A 16,456-nucleotide genomic window follows, 5' to 3' on the forward strand; every position below is an offset into this window, starting at 1 on the left:
AGGGCCTGCGCGGCATCTGGGTGCGTCAAGGCAGCCTGCACCACCAAACCGGTGCGGGTGCGGGTCAACAGCAGCCACAGCGCCAGCCACATGCCCAGCGCCACCAGCACCATGAAGGCCCGGTAAGCGGGGAAAGGCGTGCCCCACAGCGTAAACAGCGGCCCGGCAAGGGCTTCGGGAATGCGGTAGTCCACCGGGCCGCGCCCCCACACCAGTTGCACCAGCTCGCCCAGCACGGTGGCCAGCCCAAAGGTCACCAGCATCTCGGCCTTGTGCCGCCCGGGGCCGTGGGCCTGGACGCGGCGCAGCACGTAGCGTTCAAACGCCGCCCCCACCAAACCCACCAGCAGCGGGGCCAGCAACAGCGCGGGCCCAAAGCCCATTAGCTGCGTCAGGCTGTACGCCACGTACGCGCCCAACATGTAGAAGCTGGCGTGCGCCAGGTTGAGCACGCCCAACATGCTGAAAATCAGCGTCAGCCCGGCGCTCAGCATGAACAGCACCAGGCCGTAGCCAAGGCCGTTCAACAGCGAAAGAGTAAAAAATTGCATGCGGGCGGTTGGGATGCGGGGCGGCGGCGAAGTGTAGTCGCTCGCATTGGCAGGTGCTTTTGCTACGATAAAAGTAGCTGCTTGCGCAGGTGCAATCTGCGCCAGAGGCCCATATGGGCCTTAATTTCCAAAGCTTGCGGCAGCCGACACAAGCCCACACCATCGCACTACAAAGCTTTACCCCGCAGATACACCGCAAGCGGCCCAGGGCGCAGCGATCCGAACCAGAATAACCAGCGTCTGCCACGCACCCTTTCATGGACAGAGGCAGGCTTTTTATACGCTTTTTTTCAAGGAGAAAGTCATGGGTTTACTCAACGAAATCATCGGTGCCGTGGTGGCAGTGGAAGGCGTGAAAAAGCTGGACCCCAACGCGTCCTTGCTGACCGAAGGCTTGGCGGCCTTTGGCGGCTTCAAGGCGGTCGAAGAAGTCACCGAACACATGGACAAAAAAGAAGACGAAGCCGACGGCACCGCGCCCGCAGCTTAATTACCCGGCAGCCGGTAGTCTTTCAGCATCTCGCGCAGGCGCATTTTCTGCATTTTGCCGGTGGCGCCCAGCGGAATCGCATCGACGAACACCACGTCGTCGGGCACCTGCCATTTGGCAATTTTGCCCTCGTAAAACTGCAGTAATTCAACTGCGCTGAGTTCTGCGCCAGGCTTCTTCACCACCACCACGATGGGCCGCTCGTCCCACTTGGGGTGGGCCACGCCGATGCAGGCGGCCATGGCTACCGCCGGGTGGGCCACGGCGATGTTCTCCACCGCGATGGAACTGATCCATTCGCCGCCGGACTTGATCACATCCTTGCTGCGGTCGGTGATTTGCAGGTAACCGTCGGCATCGATGGTGGCCACGTCGCCGGTGGGAAACCAGCCGTCCACCAGCGGGCTGGGGTCTGGGCTGCGGTAGTAGTCGGCCACGACCCACGGGCCTTGCACCAGCAGGTCGCCCGCCGATTGGCCGTCGTGCGGCAGGGGCTGGCCGTCGCCGTCCACCAGCTTCATGTCAACACCGTAGACCGCCCGCCCCTGCTTCAGGCGCATGGCCAACTGCGCTTCTTTCGAAAGCAACAGGTGCTTGTTCTTCAAGGTACACAGCGTGCCCAGGGGCGACAGCTCGGTCATGCCCCAGGCGTGGATCACCTCCACGCCGTAGTCTTGCTGGAAGGCCTTGACCATGGCCGGTGGGCAGGCCGAGCCGCCAATCACCGTGCGCTGCAGCGTGCTGAACCGCAGGCCCGCAGGCTGCATGTGGCCCAGCAGCATCTGCCACACGGTGGGTACGCCCGCGGCAAAGCTCACTTTTTCTGACTCGATCAACTGGTAGACCGAGGGGCCGTCCATGGCCGGGCCGGGAAACACCAGCTTGCAGCCGGTAAGCGCCGCGCTGTACGGAATACCCCAGGCGTTGACGTGGAACATGGGCACCACGGCCAGCACGGCATCGCGGGCGCTGAGGTCCATGGCATCGGGCAAGGCCGCAGCGTAGGCGTGCAAGGTGGTGGAGCGGTGGCTGTACAGCACGCCCTTGGGGTCGCCGGTGGTGCCGCTGGTGTAGCACAGGCTGGAGGCGGTGTTTTCGTCAAACCGGGGCCAGTCGTAGTGGCTGGAAGCCGCCGCTATCCAGGCCTCATAGCTCACCAGGCCGGGGATACCGGTATTCGCAGGCAGCTTGTCGGCATCGCACAGCATCACCCAGTGCTGCACCGTGGGGCATTGGGCGTGGAGGGCCTGGACCAGCGGCAAAAACGTGGCATCAAAGCACAGCACCCGGTCTTCGGCGTGCTGGGTGATCCAGGCGATCTGCGCGGGGTGCAGGCGCGGGTTGATGGTGTGCAGCACCCGGCCCGAGCCGCTTACGCCGTAGTACAGCTCCAGGTGGCGGTAGCCGTTCCAGGCCAGCGTGGCCACCCGGTCGCTAAAAGCCAGGCCCCAGCCGTCCAGCGCATTCGCCACCTGCCGGGCGCGGGCAGCCACGGCGCGGTAGCTGGTGCGGTGGATATCGCCCTCGACCCGGCGCGAAACGATCTCGCCATCGCCATGGTGGCGGTCGGCAAACGCGATCAGGGTCGAGATCAACAGCGGTTGGTTTTGCATCAGGCCCAGCATCGGCGGTCTCCTTGAATAGGGCTGCAGTATTGCCCAATGCGCAAGGTCTGCCCCCGGTGTTGACCCTCAGCCTGTCAGCCCATGCCATACCCACGCGCATGGCTGCAACCCAAGGTGCTACTGAATCTGTAGCTGCTTGCGCATGGCCTACCTGCGCAAAGTGGCAAAATAATATAAAAAACAAGGCAAACCCCGGTTCGCCATGCGCCCACCCTATCTGCGGGACAATCCAGATGCACGGCGATTTGCGCACAGACAGGCAATGACCCCGGTCTGGGCTGGACGTGGTGCCACCATCTGGGTGAACCAAAAGGACGCGTCTGGAGTCCCACCCTTGTTGGCGCTGCTGGAAACCCCATGTAGTCAACATCCGGGGCATGCGAACCATGCCACTTCCCGCCCGATTGGGCTTCTTCTATTGCGATCAGCGACTCACTATGACCCACAAAATTGAAAAAACCGACGCCGAATGGAAAGCCCTGTTGGCCGAAAAAGGCGCCGAACCCGCCGCCTTCCAGGTGACCCGGCATGCCGCCACCGAACGTCCCCACACCGGCAAATACGACCAGAACTGGGCCGAGGGCGAATACCGCTGCATGTGCTGCGGTGCCAAGCTGTTCAACTCGGAATCCAAATTTGACGCAGGCTGCGGCTGGCCCAGTTTTTCGCAAGAAGCCGAGCCCGGCGCGATCGAAGAAATCACCGATGTCAGCCACGGCATGCGGCGGGTGGAAACCGTGTGTGCCGACTGCGGCGCGCACCTGGGCCATGTGTTCGACGATGGCCCCTCGCCCACCGGGCTGCGATACTGCATGAATTCTGCATCTCTCGATTTCAAGGCCTCTTAACGTGAAAATTCTGCTCGATTTCCTGCCCATCCTGCTTTTCGTTGCCGCGTATAAGTTCACCACCATCTACATCGCTACCGGCGTGCTGATGGTGGCCACGGTGGTGCAAATGGGCATCACCTACGCCATCGACAAAAAGCTCACCACCATGCACAAGATGACCTTGGGCATGGTGCTGGGCTTTGGCGCGCTCACCTTGGTGCTGCAGGACGAAACCTTCATCAAATGGAAGCCCACCGTGCTCTACATCGCCATGGCGCTGGCCATGGCCGTGGCCATGTGGGTCATGAAGAAGAACTACCTCAAACTGATGCTGGGCAGCCAGCTGGAGCTGCCCGATCCGGTATGGATGCGCCTCAACGTAGCCTGGATGTTGTACTGCCTGTTCATGGCCGCCGTGAACGGCTACGTGGCGGCGTACTACACCACCGACCAGTGGGTCAACTTCAAGATCTGGGGCTACGTGTTTCCGCTGGTGTTTATGGGCGGGCAAGGCTGGTACATCTCGCGTTATCTGGGGCCCGATGAGCCCGAGGTAGCGACAGTTGAAGCGGCAGAAACCGACAAATCCGTATGAATATCACTGCCGACAACCTGGCGCTGCGCCTGCGTGACAAGCTGGGCCCTACGCAGCTCGAAGTGCTGGACGAAAGCGCTGCCCACGCGGGACACGCGGGCTCCAACGGCAGCGCTTTTGGCACGCATTTTCGGGTGCGGATCGCTTCACCTTTGTTTACGGGCAAGCCCCGCGTGGCGCGCCATCGCCTTGTGTATGATGCGCTGCAAGAATTCATTGACCAGGGCGTTCACGCCATCGCGATTGAAGTCCTCTAAGCTTTTTAGCCTTCTTTTATCTCTGAGCCGACCTCTCCCGGCAGCTCGCAACCCCCTCCTAGGAAACGTATGAAGAAAAAACTGTTATCCACCATGGTCGCCGCTGCTTTGCTGGGTAGCCTGGCCCTGTCGGCTGGCGCGCAAAACATCGCCATCGTCAACGGCAAGGCCGTGCCCAAGAGCCGCATGGATGCCCTGGTGCAGCAAGTCACCCAGTCCGGCCAGCAAATCACGCCCGACATGGAAGGCAAGATCAAAGAAGAAATCGTCGCCCGCGAAATCTTCATGCAAGAGGCGCAAAAGCGTGGCCTGGATGCCAGCGACAGCTTCAAGTCACAAATGGAACTGGCCCGCCAGACCCTGCTGATCCGCGAACTGTTTGCCGACTACCAAAAAGCCAACCCCGTGACCGACGAGGAAATGAAGGTTGAATACGACAAGTTCGTGGCGGCCAACGGCGGCAAGGAATACAAGGCCAGCCACATCCTGGTGGCCACCGAAGCCGAAGCCAAGGCCATCATTGCCCAGCTGAAAAAGGGCGGCAACTTTGCAGCTATTGCCAAGAAGTCCAGCACCGACAAAGGTTCTGGTGCCAAGGGCGGCGACCTGGATTGGGCCAACCCCAGCAGCTACGTGAAGGAATTCACCGAAGCGCTGATCGAACTCAAAAAGGGCCAAACCACCAGCACCCCGGTGAAGAGCCAATTCGGTTACCACATCATCCGCCTGGACGACGAGCGCCAAGCCCAGTTGCCCAAGTTTGAAGAAGTGAAGCCCGAAATCGCCAAGCAGATGCAACAGCAAAAGCTGGTGGCATTCCAACAAGAACTGCGTGCAGCCGCAAAGGTGGAATAAGCCTTTGGGTATCTAAAAAAAGCGGCTTCGGCCGCTTTTTTTACGCCTTGAACCAGGTGAACGCGGTGACCAGGCCGATCAGCACCGGCTGGTGCAGCATGTAGTATGGCAGGCTCCAGCGACCCAGCCATGCCAACGGACGTGGCGCAGCGCCTTGCAGCCACTGTGGATGCTTTTCTAGCAACCAAAAGCCGGCGGCCATGCCCCACCACAGCACGCCCAACCAGGGGAAGATGGGCACGTAGTCTTCGGTGATGGGTTTCTGGGTGATCCAGCCCAGCCAGTTGACGGAATTTTGGTTAAAAAATGCGGCGCTAGTGATGGTAGCAATTGCGTAAGCAGCTATAAATTTAGAAGCAATGGCCAGCGCGCCCATGGGCCACAGCCACTTGCCGCAACGGACGGTGAGCCGGGCTATCAACAGCATCGCGGCAATGCCGTGCAGCACGCCGAAGTAGATCCAGCTGTTCGGGAACATCAGGGCCGATCCGGCCGACACCAACAGCGCGCACACCGCCACCTGCGCCCAGCGCCGCCAAAAGCGCGGCCAGCCCACGGCATGCTGGGCGGCCACGGCCTGGCCCAGCCCGGCGCAAAACAGGAACAGGCTGACGATACACACCCGCTGCCAGGTCCAGAACGGATCGGCGTAGAAATTCTGTTGCCAAAGGCCCGCGTGGGCCAGGTCGAAACTGAAATGGAAGGCCGTCATCCACACCACGGCCAGCCCACGCAGGGCATCTACCCGGTCAAAGCGTTGCATCAACCTTGGGCGGCGACCCGGTCCGCCTTGCTTTGCAGCTTGTTGAGGGCACTGAGGTAGGCCTTGGCCGAGGCCACGATGATGTCGGGGTCGGCACCCGTGCCGTTGACGACACGGCCGCTGTTTTGCAGTCGCACCGTGACCTCACCCTGGCTTTCGGTCGAGCCGCTGATGGCGTTGACCGAGTACAGCACCATCTCGGCTCCGCTCTTCACATGGGCTTCGATGGCTTTCAGTGAAGCATCTACCGGGCCGTTGCCATCGGACTCGCTGCTAACTTCCTTGCCGTCCACCGAAAAGACGATCTTGGCGCTCGGGCGTTCGCCGGTTTCGCTGTGCTGCGACAGAGACACAAAAGCGTACTGCTCGTTGTCGTGCGCCACACTTTCGTCGCTGACCAGAGCCAGGATGTCTTCGTCAAAAATTTCGCTCTTGCGGTCGGCCAGCTCTTTGAAGCGGGCGAAGGCGGCGTTGATGTCGGCCTCGCTCTCCATCGCCACGCCCAGGTCTTGCAGGCGCTGCTTGAAGGCGTTGCGGCCACTGAGCTTGCCCAGCACGATCTTGTTGTGGCTCCAGCCCACGTCTTCGGCGCGCATGATTTCGTAGGTATCGCGGGCCTTGAGCACGCCATCTTGGTGGATGCCTGAGGCGTGGGCAAACGCGTTCGCGCCCACCACCGCCTTATTCGGCTGCACCACAAAGCCGGTGGTCTGGCTGACCATACGGCTGGTGGCCAGGATGTGCTTGGCATCGATGCCCAGATCCAGGCCGAAATAGTCACGCCGGGTTTTGACCGCCATGACGATTTCTTCCAACGAGCAATTGCCTGCCCGCTCGCCCAGGCCGTTGATGGTGCATTCCACCTGGCGTGCGCCGCCAATCTTCACGCCGGCCAAGGAATTCGCCACAGCCATGCCCAGGTCATTGTGGCAATGCACCGACCAGATGGCCTTGTCACTGTTGGGCACACGTTCGCGCAGGGTCTTGATGAAGTTGCCATACAGCTCGGGGATGGCGTAGCCCACGGTGTCGGGCACGTTGATGGTGGTGGCCCCTTCGGCAATCACCGCTTCCAACACGCGGCATAAGAAATCCACATCGCTGCGGTAGCCGTCTTCGGGGCTGAATTCCACGTCGGCCACCAAATTACGGGCAAAGCGCACCGATTGCTTGGCCTGCTCGAACACCTGGTCGGGTGTCATGCGCAGCTTTTTCTCCATGTGCAGCGGCGAGGTGGCAATGAAGGTGTGGATGCGGCCATTGGCGGCATCTTTCAGGGCTTCGGCCGCCCGGGAAATGTCACGGTCGTTGGCACGCGACAGGCCGCAGATGGTCGCGTCCTTGATGGTGCGGGCAATGGCTTGCACGCATTCAAAGTCCCCAATGGAGCTGGCGGGGAAACCGGCTTCGATCACGTCCACCTTGAGGCGCTCCAGCTGGCGGGCGATGCGCAGCTTTTCGTCGCGGGTCATGGATGCGCCGGGCGACTGCTCGCCGTCACGCAAGGTGGTGTCAAAAATGATGAGTTTGTCGGTCATGGGGTGCTCCTGGGAATTTTTAGTTAGACGGCAGTCAACTGCGTATTTTCGCGTTTATTTTCATGCTTCTCAGCACGCTGCAAGCCGCTGACGATGGCTTTAAGGGAGGCTGACACGATGCTCGCGTCGATACCCACGCCAAACACCGTGTGCTGCTCGTCAATACGCAATTCCAGATAGGCCACGGCCTGGGCATTGGCCCCGGCACCCAGCGCGTGCTCGTGGTAGTCCAGCACGCGTACCTGGGTGGTGGACGTGGCGTTCCAGTGGGTCACAAAGGCATCGATGGGGCCCACGCCCTGCCCGGCTGCGGGTACGGCGGGTGTAGCGATGCTGGCCGTGCCGTATTCGCGCTCAAACAGCGCCCACAAATCCTGCGCGGTGAGTTCTTTGCCCGCGCCGTCCATCACGGCCTGCACGATCTGGCTGAATTCGATCTGCAAGCGGCGGGGCAATTCCAGACCGTATTCGCTCTCCAGCAAATAGGCGATGCCGCCTTTGCCGGACTGGCTGTTCACGCGGATCACGGCTTCGTAGCTGCGGCCCAGGTCTTTGGGGTCGATGGGCAAATACGGAATGTCCCAGGCGGTATCCGCCTGCCGTGCCGAGAACGCCTTGCGGATGGCATCCTGGTGCGAGCCCGAAAACGACGTGTAAACCAGGTCACCCGCGTAAGGGTGGCGCGGGTGCACCGGCAACTGGTTGCAGTGCTCCACCGTGCGGCGGATCTCGTCGATCTGCGAGAAGTCCAAACCAGGCGACACACCCTGGGTGTACAGGTTCAAGGCCACGTTGACCAAATCCAGGTTGCCGGTGCGCTCGCCGTTGCCAAACAGGCAGCCTTCGATGCGGTCGGCGCCCGCCATCAAGGCGAATTCGCCCGCCGCCGTGCCCGTGCCCCGGTCGTTGTGCGGGTGCACGGACAAGACGATGCTGTCGCGCCGCTCCAGATGGCGGTGCATCCACTCGATCATGTCGGCAAAGATGTTGGGCGTGGAATGCTCCACCGTGGACGGCAAGTTGACGATGCATTTGTGTGCTGGCGTGGGCTGCCACACGGCGGTAACCGCATCCACCACGCGCTTGGAAAACGCCAGCTCGGTGCCCGAAAACATCTCAGGCGAGTACTGAAATATCCAGCGGGTGCCAGGCTGCGCGGCGGCCAGGTCGCTAAACATCTGCGCGTGGCGCACTGCCAAATCGACGATGCCGTCTTCATCCATGCCCAGCACCACGCGACGCATCACGGGAGCCACCGCGTTGTACATGTGGACGATGGCCTGCTTGGCCCCCACCAGCGACTCGAAAGTGCGGCGGATCAGGGGTTCGCGGGCCTGGGTGAGCACCTGGATGGTTACATCGTCGGGAATCCGATTTTCATCGATCAGACGGCGTACAAAGTCGAATTCGACCTGCGACGCGGACGGGAAACCGACTTCGATTTCCTTGAATCCAATCGCCACCAGCGTCTCGAACATGCGCAGCTTGCGGGCCATGTCCATGGGCTCGATCAGCGCCTGGTTGCCGTCGCGCAGGTCGGTGCTGAGCCAGATGGGGGCGTGGGTGAGTACGGCGTCGGGCCAGGTGCGGTCGGTCAAGCGGATGGGGGCAAAAGCTGGGTACTTGCTGGCAGGTTGCTTCAACATTTTCGTTTCTCTCAAAGTTATCCAAAACCAGCAACCCAATGAAAAACGGCCCGTTGCTGGTGCATACGGGCCGTTGTGACAGGTGATGACGCTTTTTTTGCGTGCGCTACCGTCTCCGCCCGGAGGGGATTAGTAGTAGGGCTAGCGAAATGAAGTTCATAACCGTGGATTCTAGCCTTGTTTTTCACGACTGATGCAGTGCCCGACTGAAGGGCCTCTGGCCCGCCAGTCGGGCACTGCGTAAGTTCTATTTTTATTTGTGCAAGCCCCGCTCGTCCGGCTCGTCGGTCGAGGTGCTGATGACACTGGTTTGCACACCCTTGAACTTGCGCCAGGCATACACGCCGTAGCCGCTGAAGCCGTACACCACAAAGGCCGCAAACAGCACGATGGGCGGATGGATGGTGATCACGGCAATGCCCAGGGCGATCAGCACGATCACCACAAACGGCACGCTCTTTTTCATCTGTATGTCTTTGAAGCTGTAGAACGGCGCGTTCGTCACCATGGTCAGCCCGGCGTACAGCGCCAGCCCAAACATCACCCACGACACATTGGCAGGCGGTACTTCCAGGTCGTTCATCAGCCAGATGAAACCGGCGATCAGCGCGGCGGCGGCGGGCGACGGCAGACCCTGGAAAAAGCGTTTGTCGACCACGGTGGTGTTCACGTTGAAGCGCGCCAGCCGCAAAGCCGCGCAGGCGCAGTGCACAAAGGCAGCAATCCAGCCCCAGCGGCCCAGGCCTTTGAGCGTCCACATGTAGGCGATGAGGGCGGGAGCAGCGCCAAACGACACCATGTCGGACAGCGAATCCATCTGCTCGCCGAACGCGCTTTGGGTATTGGTCATGCGGGCCACGCGGCCGTCCAGGCTGTCTAGCACCATGGCACAAAACACGCCGATGGCAGCCTGGTCGAAGCGCCCGTTCACAGCCATCACGATGGCGTAAAAGCCGCCAAACAAGGCCGCCAGGGTGAACAGATTGGGCAGGATGTAGATGCCCTTGCGGCGCTTGCGTACCAGCACTTGGGGGTTGTGGGTAAGGCTGGAATCTTTGCCGTTATGCATGGCGGTTGCCTGTCAAAAATAGAAATTCACGCGGTTCGCGCTGAGAAAGCTGGGCTGGGTAGACCGGTGGCAAGCCAATGGGGCACGCGGTTCCGTGGACACCCGGCGGAAGGCCGCCCAGTGTAAGCCAGTCAACCCGCCCTGCAGCGCATTAGCGCAACGCGCGCACGGCCAGTACGGCGGGCGCGGGCTCTTCCCAGGCCTGGGCCTGCGAGCCGTCGCGGGTAAGGCGGAAGGTGCGCACCATCTGCGTCAATTTGCCCGCTTGGTCTTGCAGGCTGTCGGCCGCCGCCGCGCCCTCTTCCACCAGGGCCGCGTTTTGCTGGGTCACGGCATCCAGCTGCTCCATCGAGTAGCTGACCAGACCGATGCGCTGGCTTTGCTCTTCGGTGGCCGAGGTGATCTCGCCCATGATGTCGGACACCCGCTGCACCGACTGCACCAGCTCCTGGATGGTTTGGCCCGCATGGTTGGCCAGGTTGTTACCCACTTGCACCCGCTCTACGCTGGTGCCGATCAAGGCCTTGATCTCACGCGCTGCCGTAGCAGAGCGCACGGCCAGATTGCGCACCTCGCTTGCCACCACCGCAAAGCCACGCCCCTGCTCACCGGCCCGGGCGGCTTCCACCGCAGCGTTCAGCGCCAAGATGTTGGTCTGAAAGGCAATGCCGTCGATCACGCCGATGATGTCGGCAATGGTTTTGGAACTGGCGCTGATCTCGTCCATGGTCTTCACCACCTGCAACACCACCTCGCCGCCGCGCTTGGCCACTTCAGAGGCCGATGCGGCCAGGGTATTGGCCTGGCGTGCCGAACCGGCGCTTTGGCCCACCGTGCCGGTCAGGTCCGACAGCGCGGTGGCCGCACCTTGCAGATTGGTGGCCGCTTGCTCGGTGCGCTGGCTCAGGTCGAGGTTGCCCGACGCCACCTCGGCACTGGCGATCTGGATGGACTCTGCCGTCTGGCTGATCTCGCCCACGACCGAGCGCAGCCTGTCTTGCATGGCGGCGATGGCTTCCAGCAAACGGCCGGTTTCGTCATGGATACGCACCTCGACCTGCGAGGTCAAATCGCCCCGCGCAATGCGTTCGGCCACCACCACCGCCCGACCCAGGGGTTGGGTGATGCTGGCGGTGATACGCCAGGCAATCAGCCCGCCCAGGGCCAGCGCCAGCAGCACCAGCAGGCCGCCGGTGAGACGCGTCCGGCCCAGGGTTTGCTCGGCCTCGGCCGTGGCGTCGTTGTTCAGCACGTTTTGCAGTTCGCTCAGCTCCGCCAGCTTGGCACGCCAGAGGGTTTCGCTGGGATCGACCCGGCTCATCAGCCCGGTAGATGCGGCCACCGTATCGCCATCCAGCGATGACTTCAGTGCGGCATCCAGCTCCGGGCGGATCTTGCGGCCCAGGTCGGTGATCTCTTTCAGTAAATCTTGCTCGGCACGGGTGGTGCCCGCGGTTTTGAACATACTGCTCAGCTCCGCTTCGCGCTTGTCGTACAGCACAAAGGTGTCTTGGATCTGCTTGATCAGTTCGCCGGAGCGCTTGGCGTCAATTTCGGTCAGCATTGCCGCCGAGCGGCTCTGGATGCCCAGGGTGCTGACGTTTTCCAGCATGCTGTTGACCAGTTTGGTCTTGGTGGCATTGGTGCCGGTGATCTGCTGCATCTGGTCACGCACCATGCCGACCGAGGTCTGGCCGACCGCGGCCATGGCGATCACCAGGACCAGCATGCAGCCAAAACCCAGGCCCAGGCGGCTTGAAATGGACAAAGAAGTGAGTCGAGAGTGGGCTTGCATGGTGTTGTGTCCGGCGTTGCCAAGTTGTATCAAAAAGTGACGAGCATAAGGGATACAGGTAGTCCCCGATAGTAGGGCGATGGGATACAGCCCGCCAGAGACGCAAACCCTGGTACGTAACCGCCCTACGGGTATCCCTGCCGCTGCATTTTGATGGCTACGGCGGGCGGGCGTTGCTGAACCTAGCCCATCGTGCTGGGCCTGCCCGTTGCGGCCATAGGCTGGTATTCCCTTAACTGCCCTGCAAAAATTTAAGCAAAAAAAGCCTCCAGCGCATATTGAACCTGCGCGGGAAGCTACTTATTCAATAGCAACGTCGAGCGCGGCAGATGTGGAAACCCGTACCGGCGCGGCCTGAGAACATGTTCATGATCTAAGGGTCGCTGGCACGAACAATGCGCTACATTCGCCGAGCCCTAAAAACGTGTCCACGATCTCCAACCGATTGCCGCGCACCATGCCACCCCTGCCCAAACTGCCCCCATCCTTGACACCTGCGTCTAGGCCTGCGCCCGAAATTGCGGGCTATACCTACAAGGTATTGCTGGTCGTCGCGGTATTGACGGTGCTGTATGTGGGGCGCGAGGTTTTGATTCCGGTCACTTTGGCCGTGGTACTCAGTCTGGCCATTGCCCCCGCGGTGCGCGCCCTCAAGCAACTCGGCCTGGGTCAAGTGCCCGCGGTGCTCAGTGCCGTCGTGGTGCTGAGCATGCTCTTGCTGGGCTTGGCGACCTTGATTGGCCTGCAGGCCATTGAGCTGGCAGACGGCCTGCCGCAGTACCAATCGACCCTGGGCTCCAAGATCGAAATTTTGCGTGAAACAACGGTCGGACGGCTGGAGTCGATGCAGGGTTCCGCAGGCCGTGTCTTCGGCAAACTCCTCGATGGTGGCGGGGACGTGGACGGCCGCGCTGGCGAGCTCAGTGCCGGGCTGCGCGTTCCAGCCGGGGTGGTGCCAGTGCAGATACAGGAGCGGCCCGCCACGCCGCTGCAACTCGCCTCCCAAGTGCTCGGCTCGCTATGGGGACCGCTGGGCACGGTGGGCGTGGTGTTGATCGTGCTGATCTTTGTGCTGCTCGAACATGAATCGCTGCGCGACCGTTTCATCCACCTGACCGGCGGCACCGACATCCGCACGGCCACCTATGCCTTCAACGATGCCGGTCAACGCCTTTCCCGGTTCTTCATATCGCAGTTTGCGGTCAACCTGGCCGTGGGTGCCATCATTGGCCTGGGCCTGGCGGGCATTGGTGTGCCACACGGAGTCTTTTTCGGCATCGTCACGGCGGTATTGCGCTTCGTTCCCTATGTGGGGGTGGCCGCCGCGGCCATCGGTGCCGCCGTTCTGGGCGCAGCGGTGGATATCGGCTGGAGCACCATGTTTCTCACGATTGGGCTGTTTGCGGTGGTTGAGGTGGTGGTGGCCCAGGTGGTAGAGCCGCAACTCTATGGGCATAGCACGGGGCTGTCACCGCTGTCCGTCGTACTCTCGGCCATCTTTTGGGGCTGGATCTGGGGCCCCATGGGACTGCTGGTGTCAACGCCCCTCACGCTGTGTCTGGTGGTCGCCGGGCGGCATGTCAAATCGCTGGCTTTTCTGGATGTCTTGCTGGGTGAAACCTCCCCGCTGTCGCTATCGGAGAAGTTCTACCAGCGCGCCTTATCCGACGATGCGGGGGAAATCATTGCCGCCGCCCGGCCATTCCTCAAGACGCGCTCGTTCGCCAAATACTGCGACCAAATTCTCATGCCGGCGCTGCAGCTAGGTGCCGTGGACCTGGCTGCGGGCAGCATCAACGCACAGCAGCAGCAAAAGCTGCACCACGCCATTGTGCAGGTCATCGAGTCGCTGGGCGCGCAGGCAGACGCTTCGAACTCCCGGCGACGTCGGGCCCCCGTGCTGGACGACCCCAACATCGGTCTGCAGCTGCGCCGTCTGCGCGAATTGCAAGCCGGTCCGTGGCAAGGGCCTCTGAGTGTGCCGCCCGGTTCGATCACGCTGTGCCTAGGGGCTAGTTCGCTGCGCAATGATTTGCTGACCGAGATCCTCACCCGGGTGCTGAGGAAACAACGCGTCGATGCCCGCAGCTTCTCTATGGATGATCTCGACGCACCGGCACCACCCGGCGCCGTACCCGAAAGCGTGGCGATCGTCTTCATCGTCATCTCTCTCCTGGAGGCCGAAAAAGAAGTCTGTGCTCAGTTTGTGGCTAAGCTACGTCGGCGCTTCCCGCAAGCCACCGTAGTGGGTATGTTCTCGCTCCATGGGGAACAAGATGAAAAAGCTTCTGCCGACATCGGCATGGACCTGACGGTAAGTTCTTTTGAGCAGGCGGCGCAGTACGCCAGCGCCCGCTATGCGAGTGCAGCCGACCAGGATTCAGCTGCGGGAAAACGCGCCGCTTGAACCTTGGCGCCAGCATCGAATTATAAGGATGAAATAGGCCTTCAGCGCTTGGTGTGCCTGCGCTAGCAGCTATTAATTTGGCAGTGGTTCGCCGCGCACAAAGGCCACCACGGTCGGCAGCACCGGGGCCAGCCAGTCCAGGGGCCGGGCCAGGGCCGCGACGGTCGTTACGTGGCCAATGTTGTCAAAGATCCGCATATCCACCTTGGTGCCCGCAGCCCGCAGCCGGTTCGCCAAGCCTACGGTGTTGCGCTGCGCATCCACCACCGTGTCTTTGCGCGCGGCCAACAGCAAGCTGCGGGGGGCTTTGGCGTTGGCGTAGAAGATGGGTTGGGAATTGGCCGGGGTTTGCGGCCAGCGAAAGGCAAGCTGGACCTCGGGGTCGCCGATGGGCAAAAAGTCGTACGGCCCGGCCAGGCCGATCCAGCCTGCCAGGCGCTTGGGTGCCAAGCCCAATGGGGCCAGCCAGCGTGGGTCGAGCGCCAGCATGGCGGCGTTGTAAGCTCCGGCGGAATGGCCCATCACCATGACCCGCGCCGGGTCGCCGCCCAGGCTGGCCGCGTGGGCCAAGGTCCACTGCAAGGCCAGCGCACAATCGCCCAGAAAGCCCTCAAAATGCACCTGGGGACTCAGCCGGTAGTCGGCCACCACAGCGATGATGCCGTTGGCCGCCAGGGCCTCGCCCACAAACCGGTATTCGGCCCGCTCGCCGCTTGTCCAGTTGCCGCCGTAGAAAAACAGCACGACCGGTGTGCCGCCGGGCACCGTGCCGGTGTCCGGCTGGTACACATCCAGCAGATGCCGGGGATCGGGGCCGTAGGGTACGCCGGTGGGGCCGTGGTAGGTGTCGTGGGCCACCAGGTGGTCTAGCACCTGGGCACCAGAACAGCCAGACACCAGCGCCGCGATGGCCGAACCAACGCCCAAAAGACCGAGGCGGCGGGAAATCGGACGGGAAAGAGGGGAAGGAATAGGCATGCAGGCAATACGCCACAAACCGGCCTTTGGATTCATCCGCGTGCCGCAGCCTGGCGCTGGTGCCACAGCCTCCCCACCAAATAGCCGGTCAGCAGCACATTACTGCCCAGCACCAGGGCGGAGATGGCCGTGGGCCGGTGCCACAAATGGACCAGCTCAAACGGGATGTACAAGCCGCCCGACAGCGCCGCCAGCACCTCGCCCCAGGTTTTGTCAAACCACAGCCCGTACGCCTCCGCCAGCCGCACCACCACGTAGCACACACCCAGCAGCACCAGCGACTGCAAGTGGGCGCCCGGCAATAGGTCGGCGTAATGCAGCAGCAGCGACGGGTAACGCGCATCAGGGTTCAGGCCGAAACGGCCAATCAGTTCGATGGCCAGATGCCGCACGTCGTGGTGCACCAGATCCAGCAAGCCCAGCAACGCCGCCAGAGCGGCGAAGCCCTTGAGGGCCTCAAAGGCCGCGATGGCGTGCAGGGCCTGGCGACCACTGGGCTGGATGGCCATCAGGCCTCTAAAGCCTGCGCGAAATCGGCCAATAAATCGGCGCTGTCCTCCAGACCCACCGACAGGCGGATCAACCCATCGGCAATGCCCATCTGCGCCCGCACCTCGGCCCCGGCTTCCCAGAAGATGGTGGGAGCCACCGGGATGATCAGCGTGCGGGTGTCGGCTAGGCCGGTGGCTTTGACGGGAATCTGCAGGCGGTTGATGAAGGCCAGGCAGGCATCCGTATCGGCCAGCTCAAACGACAGCAGCCACGACCCAGCGCTGAAATGCGCTTTGGCGCGCGTGTGCTGGGGGTGCGATTCCAGCATCGGGTAATGCACCTTGACGACGGCCGGATGGGCTTCCAAAAACTGCGCCAATGCCATGGCGGTGGCGCTGCTGTGCGCCACGCGCAGGGCCAGGGTTTCGGCTCCCAGGGCGATTTGGTGGGCATGCTCGCTCATCAGTGAGGCGCCCATGTCGCGCAGGCCTTTTTTGCGGATCTGCTGCAGGCCCCACTGGCGCGGGTCGCCCTTGCGGTAGTTGGCAAAAATGGCCGGATAGAT

At 62.1% G+C, this 16,456-nt stretch carries 16 protein-coding genes; 6 read left to right on the forward strand and 10 right to left on the reverse strand.

The genetic code is table 11. The annotated features are described in order from the left end of the window. The coding region (locus ABI213_RS13200) for a branched-chain amino acid ABC transporter permease (protein WP_348027458.1) at positions 1 to 551 on the reverse strand (551 nt) is incomplete at its 3' end. Between the two features lie 304 nt (positions 552 to 855). Here ABI213_RS13200 and ABI213_RS13205 point away from each other — a divergent pair. Then, positions 856 to 1,041 carry a hypothetical protein gene (locus ABI213_RS13205; RefSeq protein ID WP_348006593.1) on the forward strand — a complete coding sequence of 62 codons (186 nt, stop codon included), beginning with the start codon at positions 856 to 858 and terminating at the stop codon, positions 1,039 to 1,041. Here the strand turns inward: ABI213_RS13205 and ABI213_RS13210 are convergent. Then, positions 1,038 to 2,666: a 3-(methylthio)propionyl-CoA ligase gene (locus tag ABI213_RS13210; RefSeq protein ID WP_348006592.1), complete on the reverse strand. Its 1,629-nt coding sequence runs from the start codon at positions 2,664 to 2,666 to the stop codon at positions 1,038 to 1,040. The genes ABI213_RS13205 and ABI213_RS13210 overlap by 4 nt on opposite strands. Before the next feature lie 437 nt (positions 2,667 to 3,103). On the opposite strand from ABI213_RS13210, the gene msrB reads away from it, so the two are divergent. The 4 genes from msrB to ABI213_RS13230 all read left to right on the forward strand — a co-directional run bounded on the left by msrB (position 3,104) and on the right by ABI213_RS13230 (position 5,203). Further along, positions 3,104 to 3,514 carry a peptide-methionine (R)-S-oxide reductase MsrB gene (msrB, locus tag ABI213_RS13215; RefSeq protein ID WP_348006591.1) on the forward strand — a complete coding sequence of 137 codons (411 nt, stop codon included), beginning with the start codon at positions 3,104 to 3,106 and terminating at the stop codon, positions 3,512 to 3,514. A 1-nt stretch (position 3,515) separates the two neighbouring features. Next, complete coding sequence (locus ABI213_RS13220) at positions 3,516 to 4,091, forward strand: septation protein A (RefSeq protein WP_348006590.1); 576 nt, start codon at positions 3,516 to 3,518, stop codon at positions 4,089 to 4,091. Then, positions 4,088 to 4,348 (forward strand): BolA family protein, encoded by a 261-nt coding sequence (locus ABI213_RS13225; RefSeq protein WP_348006589.1) that lies wholly within the window; start codon positions 4,088 to 4,090, stop codon positions 4,346 to 4,348. Before ABI213_RS13220 ends, ABI213_RS13225 begins: the two co-directional genes overlap by 4 nt. A 69-nt stretch (positions 4,349 to 4,417) precedes the next feature. After that, a complete protein-coding gene (locus ABI213_RS13230; RefSeq protein WP_348006588.1) occupies positions 4,418 to 5,203 on the forward strand; it encodes a peptidylprolyl isomerase in 786 nt (261 codons plus the stop codon). 40 nt (positions 5,204 to 5,243) lie between these two features. Here ABI213_RS13230 and ABI213_RS13235 read toward each other — a convergent pair whose 3' ends face one another. The 5 genes from ABI213_RS13235 to ABI213_RS13255 form a co-directional block, all read right to left on the reverse strand. Continuing rightward, the gene (locus ABI213_RS13235) at positions 5,244 to 5,966 is read right to left on the reverse strand and encodes a heparan-alpha-glucosaminide N-acetyltransferase (protein ID WP_348006587.1); all 723 of its coding nucleotides are present in this window, start codon (positions 5,964 to 5,966) and stop codon (positions 5,244 to 5,246) included. After that, entirely contained in the window at positions 5,966 to 7,504 is a 1,539-nt protein-coding gene (locus tag ABI213_RS13240; protein ID WP_348006586.1) for a 2-isopropylmalate synthase, read from the reverse strand. Before ABI213_RS13240 ends, ABI213_RS13235 begins: the two co-directional genes overlap by 1 nt. Positions 7,505 to 7,527: 23 nt before the next feature. Continuing rightward, complete coding sequence (locus tag ABI213_RS13245) at positions 7,528 to 9,150, reverse strand: 2-isopropylmalate synthase (protein ID WP_348006585.1); 1,623 nt, start codon at positions 9,148 to 9,150, stop codon at positions 7,528 to 7,530. A 253-nt stretch (positions 9,151 to 9,403) separates the two neighbouring features. Next, positions 9,404 to 10,219, reverse strand: coding sequence for a CDP-diacylglycerol--serine O-phosphatidyltransferase (gene pssA, locus ABI213_RS13250; protein ID WP_348006584.1), 816 nt, complete (start codon positions 10,217 to 10,219; stop codon positions 9,404 to 9,406). A 151-nt stretch (positions 10,220 to 10,370) separates the two neighbouring features. After that, on the reverse strand, positions 10,371 to 12,014 hold the full coding sequence (locus tag ABI213_RS13255) for a methyl-accepting chemotaxis protein (protein WP_348006583.1): 1,644 nt from the start codon (positions 12,012 to 12,014) through the stop codon (positions 10,371 to 10,373). Between the two features lie 424 nt (positions 12,015 to 12,438). Between ABI213_RS13255 and ABI213_RS13260 the strand changes: the two genes are divergently transcribed. Beyond that, positions 12,439 to 14,421, forward strand: a complete 1,983-nt coding sequence (locus ABI213_RS13260; protein WP_348027460.1) for an AI-2E family transporter — start codon at positions 12,439 to 12,441, stop codon at positions 14,419 to 14,421. A 72-nt stretch (positions 14,422 to 14,493) separates the two neighbouring features. On the opposite strand, the gene ABI213_RS13265 is transcribed toward ABI213_RS13260, so the two are convergent. The 3 genes from ABI213_RS13265 to ABI213_RS13275 form a co-directional block, all read right to left on the reverse strand. Then, positions 14,494 to 15,399: an alpha/beta hydrolase gene (locus tag ABI213_RS13265; protein ID WP_348004974.1), complete on the reverse strand. Its 906-nt coding sequence runs from the start codon at positions 15,397 to 15,399 to the stop codon at positions 14,494 to 14,496. Positions 15,400 to 15,431: 32 nt separating this feature from the next. Beyond that, positions 15,432 to 15,908: a DUF2127 domain-containing protein gene (locus tag ABI213_RS13270; protein ID WP_348004973.1), complete on the reverse strand. Its 477-nt coding sequence runs from the start codon at positions 15,906 to 15,908 to the stop codon at positions 15,432 to 15,434. Beyond that, the coding region (locus ABI213_RS13275; RefSeq protein WP_348027462.1) for a PLP-dependent transferase at positions 15,908 to 16,456 on the reverse strand (549 nt) is incomplete at its 5' end. The genes ABI213_RS13275 and ABI213_RS13270, both read right to left, overlap by 1 nt.

The sequence above is a fragment of the Rhodoferax sp. genome (assembly GCF_039922535.1).
GTDB lineage: Bacteria > Pseudomonadota > Gammaproteobacteria > Burkholderiales > Burkholderiaceae_C > Rhodoferax_B.

Excerpts from the sequence above, each read along its gene's own strand:
- ABI213_RS13205 (WP_348006593.1), top strand. The coding sequence starts at position 856 with ATGGGTTTACTCAACGAAATCATCGGTGCCGTGGTGGCAGTGGAAGGC.
- ABI213_RS13210 (WP_348006592.1), bottom strand. The coding sequence starts at position 2,666 with ATGCTGGGCCTGATGCAAAACCAACCGCTGTTGATCTCGACCCTGATC.
- msrB (WP_348006591.1), top strand. The coding sequence starts at position 3,104 with ATGACCCACAAAATTGAAAAAACCGACGCCGAATGGAAAGCCCTGTTG.
- ABI213_RS13225 (WP_348006589.1), top strand. The coding sequence starts at position 4,088 with ATGAATATCACTGCCGACAACCTGGCGCTGCGCCTGCGTGACAAGCTG.
- ABI213_RS13230 (WP_348006588.1), top strand. The coding sequence starts at position 4,418 with ATGAAGAAAAAACTGTTATCCACCATGGTCGCCGCTGCTTTGCTGGGT.
- ABI213_RS13235 (WP_348006587.1), bottom strand. The coding sequence starts at position 5,966 with ATGCAACGCTTTGACCGGGTAGATGCCCTGCGTGGGCTGGCCGTGGTG.
- ABI213_RS13240 (WP_348006586.1), bottom strand. The coding sequence starts at position 7,504 with ATGACCGACAAACTCATCATTTTTGACACCACCTTGCGTGACGGCGAG.
- ABI213_RS13245 (WP_348006585.1), bottom strand. The coding sequence starts at position 9,150 with ATGTTGAAGCAACCTGCCAGCAAGTACCCAGCTTTTGCCCCCATCCGC.
- pssA (WP_348006584.1), bottom strand. The coding sequence starts at position 10,219 with ATGCATAACGGCAAAGATTCCAGCCTTACCCACAACCCCCAAGTGCTG.
- ABI213_RS13255 (WP_348006583.1), bottom strand. The coding sequence starts at position 12,014 with ATGCAAGCCCACTCTCGACTCACTTCTTTGTCCATTTCAAGCCGCCTG.
- ABI213_RS13265 (WP_348004974.1), bottom strand. The coding sequence starts at position 15,399 with ATGCCTATTCCTTCCCCTCTTTCCCGTCCGATTTCCCGCCGCCTCGGT.
- ABI213_RS13270 (WP_348004973.1), bottom strand. The coding sequence starts at position 15,908 with ATGGCCATCCAGCCCAGTGGTCGCCAGGCCCTGCACGCCATCGCGGCC.